Below are 3599 nucleotides of genomic sequence, written 5' to 3'. Positions count from 1 at the left end.
GATCGAGGGCACCGGTGCGGTCGACGGCTCCACTGCCGTCGTCCGGCTCCGGGGCAACGTCCGCCCGCCGCTGCTCGGAGGCCTCCTGTCCTTCATGGACCCCGAGATCTCGATCACCGTCGAGTCCCGGGCCCGCGCCGACGTCGGCACGCCCTAGCTGCGCTGCCGTCCTTCACATCCGATCCCTGACCGCACACCGACGAAAGTGATGCCTTGACTCTCGCGACAACGACTCGACTCGCTTCCACCGCGCTGGCGCTCGCGATTCTCACGACCGCCTGCGGCGCGAAGGAGGAAGCCGGCTCGCCCGACGCCTCCACGCCTCGAAGGCCGACAACGTCGGTCGCGAATGAGCTGACGCTGGCTCAGGCCCGCGCGGTCATGTCCGCCTACGACAAGCGCAACACGGCTGCCATCCGGCGGGCCGGAGCACCCGCCTATGACGATGCGGCATGGACGGCGGTGGACACCGAGACGGTGCTGGCTGCTGATGTCTACGCGACGAGGGTGCAGAAGGCGAAGAAGGCCGGCAAGGACGCATCGGACTCGCCGTTCACGCACGGCGTCGCAGCCGTCTCCGGCGGAAGCGCACGCTCCGCCGACGGACAGGGCCGGTAGGCCCTGCTGGACCTGGGCACCCGCACCGCTGAAGGCGAGACCTACCGGACGGTCGCCTCCATCGTGCCGTCGAAGCAGCCCGGCTCGTGGTTGCTGGCGGCCTCCATGACCGGCCCTGCGAAAGTGCCGGTGCCGAAGACAACGCCCGGCGGAGTGCTGAGCGCCGCGCAGCGTCAGCAGTTGGCCAACATGGTGCCCGCGGTGACGAGGGCTCTGTCCGTCGGCAACTACGAGGAGGTCGAGCAGAACGGGTTGCTCACCCAGCTGCGCCGGCGCACATCCGCCGAGCCGACGCCCGGCGACAAGGCGTCTCAAGGTTGGCTCGGAACGCTGAACTGCAGTCCGTGGGGTGCGCGGTCCGATGTGGACATGTACAAAGCCGTGGTCGTCGGGACTCCCTCTCTCCGCGTGCTTCGTGGCGAGGGAACAACGCTGAGCGTACTGAGCCTGGACTGCGCCCTGACGGTCCAGGACGCCCACGGTGAGCGGAAGATCCAGCTGGAGAAGCCGTACGCCATCGCACAGGGCGACGACGGGACGTTCAAGGAGAGGCTGCAACGACGGTTCGTGGTCAGCCTGCTGGTCAGCACACCGGACCACGGCAAGCCGGCCGTTCTGGCCGGCTCTGACAGCTACGCGGTCCCGGCGGGTCGGTAGGCCCGCATCCCACATCCACCGAGAGGCTCACGGTTGCCGAGAGGCATGTGAGCCTCTCGACGTGGGCGCCGAGAGCGGCCGACGCGTCCTGTGTCAGACGTCGTCCGGGGTGATGACGACCTTGCCGGTGAGCTTGCCGGCGGCGGCCTCGGAGTGGACGCGGGCCAGATCCTTGAGGCCCGCTCGTTGGCCCACCTCGATCCGCAGCTCGCCGCGGTCGACCAGATCCACCAGGTGAGCGAGCTGGGCGGCGTCGCTGCGGACGTACAGGTCGATGCCCTCGACGCCACGCGACGGGTCGCTCGGTGCGGGCATCCAGACGGTGGTGTTGACCACGACCCCACCGTCGCGCACCCGGGAGGCCAGCGCGCCGAAGTCATCGGGATTGATGGGCGCGAGGTTGAGCAGGACGTCGACCGGCTCCTCAACGGCTGCGGCGACGTCGGTGGCGGTCCAGTCGATGAGCTCGTCCGCGCCGGCGGCCTGCACCGCCTCCAGCGCCTGAGGGCCTGCCGTGGCGATCACGTGAGCCCCGGCACTCTTGGCCAGCTGCACGGCATAGCCGCCGACCGCGCCACTCGCACCGTTGATCAGGATGCGCTGGCCCGACGTCAGATTCGCGTGCTCGTGGAGCGCTTGCCAGGCGGTGAGACCCACCAGCGGCAGAGCGGCCGCGTCAGCCAAGGGGACGCTCGAGGGCGCTGGGGCGAGTCCGTCCGCGGCCGCAACCACGTACTCGGCAGCGGCCCCGTCGGCCGTGAACGGCAGGAAGCCCACGACGCGATCACCGACCTGCGGGTTCTCGACTCCTTCACCCACCTCCTCGACAGTGCCCGCGACGTCGAGGCCGGGGATGTGCGGCAGGTCGAGAGGCATGGGCTCCTGCATCAGCCCCGCTCGGATGTTGGCGTCGACCCCGTTGAACGTGGTGGCCGCGACGCGCACAAGCACGTCACCCGCTCCGGGCGTGGGCTGGTTCACCTCTTCGTACACGAGCGCGTCGGGATCTCCGTACTGGTGGAACCGCACTGCCTTCATGGCTGTCCTGCCTTCGTCGTCTCGTGGATGCCTTGTCTTCACGCTACACCTAAGCGGACGAATTCGTCCGCTTCTTTGCGCGCTGTCGGCTCCGTCAGCGCGGAGCGCGGTTGAATGTGCCCATGAGTGAGAGCGCGACCGAGGATCGCCGGCTGCGCAGCGACGCCGAGCGGAACCGCGAGCGCGTCGTCGCTGCGGCTGTCGTCGCCCTGCACCGTGACGGCGCTGGCGTCCCCATCGCGACGATCGCCGACGACGCTGGTGTCGGGGTCGGCACGGTCTACCGGCACTTCCGCAACCGCGAGGTGCTGGTCGAGGAGCTCACCCACAGGTCCTTCACGCTGATGGTCGGTCGGCTGCAGCACGCCCAAGGGCTCGGAGGGACGGCGGTGGAAGCGTTCCGGGACTTCCTCCTCGGCGTCATCCAGGACCGCAACGACATGGTCCTGCGGTCGACCGGTGGCCCGGCCGTCGAGAGCGAGCGCGTCGGGGCCGTCCAGGCCGAGCTGCACCGAGGAATCAGGGAGCTCATCGCGCGCGGCCTCGCCGATGGCACGATCAGGCGGGAGATCGATGTCGCCGACATCGCCTGGCTCGGCGCCACGCTTGCCCAGCCCGGACGCGAGGGCAGGGCCTGGGAGCGGATCTGCGAGCGCCTGCTGGACACCTACCTGGCCGGGCTCGGCGCGCCGTAGGACCGACGCGGACGGACACAACCGCCCCCCGGGTGTGTGGTGTCGGCACATTGAGCGGTACTCCGGGCGGTCGGAGCATGGCGGTCATGCGACCGATCTCCCGAGCCCTCGGCACGGCTGCGGCCCTCGCCCTCGGTGCCGCTCTGATGACGCCGACCGTGGCGAGCGCACGAAGAACCCTTCCGGCGTGCCGGGCATCCAGGTCGACGGCTACTTCCCGGACACCTCGACGTCCAACACCAACAACGGCTGGAACCACGACAGCCAGTTCGTCATCCGCATCCCCGACCACTGGAACGGCAAGCTCGTCATCAGCGGTGCGCCCGGCGTCCGGGCGCAGTACGCGAACGACTTCATCATCAGCGACTGGGCGCTCAGCAAGGGCTACGTGTTCGCCTCCACCGCCAAGGGCAACGTCGGCGCGTCGTTCTACGCCGACGGGTCGAAGCCGGGCGGCTCGATCGCCGTGTGGCACCAGCGCGTCACCCAGCAGGCGGCAGCGGGACCTGGACCTCGACGGCCCGCCCGCGCCGGACCAGGACTCCCCGCCCGGGCACCCGACGCCGTACGTCGGGCAGTCGGCAGCCGAAC

At 69.9% G+C, this 3599-nt stretch carries 4 protein-coding genes and 1 pseudogene; 4 read left to right on the top strand and 1 reads right to left on the bottom strand.

Annotated features, from left to right (window positions below; all coding sequences use genetic code 11):
- Positions 1 to 213 precede the first annotated feature (213 nt).
- Both P4R38_RS17600 and P4R38_RS17595 read left to right on the top strand, forming a co-directional pair.
- Positions 214 to 618 (top strand): hypothetical protein, encoded by a 405-nt coding sequence (locus P4R38_RS17600; protein WP_277193298.1) that lies wholly within the window; start codon positions 214 to 216, stop codon positions 616 to 618.
- Between the two features lie 129 nt (positions 619 to 747).
- Positions 748 to 1275 (top strand): hypothetical protein, encoded by a 528-nt coding sequence (locus tag P4R38_RS17595; RefSeq protein ID WP_277193297.1) that lies wholly within the window; start codon positions 748 to 750, stop codon positions 1273 to 1275.
- A 93-nt stretch (positions 1276 to 1368) separates the two neighbouring features.
- Here P4R38_RS17595 and P4R38_RS17590 read toward each other — a convergent pair whose 3' ends face one another.
- A complete protein-coding gene (locus P4R38_RS17590; RefSeq protein WP_277193296.1) occupies positions 1369 to 2313 on the bottom strand; it encodes an NADP-dependent oxidoreductase in 945 nt (314 codons plus the stop codon).
- Positions 2314 to 2435: 122 nt separating this feature from the next.
- On the opposite strand from P4R38_RS17590, the gene P4R38_RS17585 reads away from it, so the two are divergent.
- Complete coding sequence (locus P4R38_RS17585) at positions 2436 to 3008, top strand: TetR/AcrR family transcriptional regulator (RefSeq protein WP_275240677.1); 573 nt, start codon at positions 2436 to 2438, stop codon at positions 3006 to 3008.
- A 187-nt stretch (positions 3009 to 3195) separates the two neighbouring features.
- Positions 3196 to 3599, top strand: a pseudogene (locus tag P4R38_RS17580) (hypothetical protein); the annotation flags it as partial.

The organism is Luteipulveratus flavus (genome assembly GCF_029439465.1).
Lineage (GTDB): Bacteria > Actinomycetota > Actinomycetes > Actinomycetales > Dermatophilaceae > Luteipulveratus > Luteipulveratus flavus.
The sequence above is the reverse complement of the archived record's forward strand: the minus strand, read 5'-3'. Positions and strand labels throughout refer to the sequence as shown.

Bases quoted from the DNA above. Each gene is read 5' to 3' on its own strand.
- P4R38_RS17590 (WP_277193296.1), bottom strand. From the start codon at position 2,313: ATGAAGGCAGTGCGGTTCCACCAGTACGGAGATCCCGACGCGCTCGTG.
- P4R38_RS17585 (WP_275240677.1), top strand. From the start codon at position 2,436: ATGAGTGAGAGCGCGACCGAGGATCGCCGGCTGCGCAGCGACGCCGAG.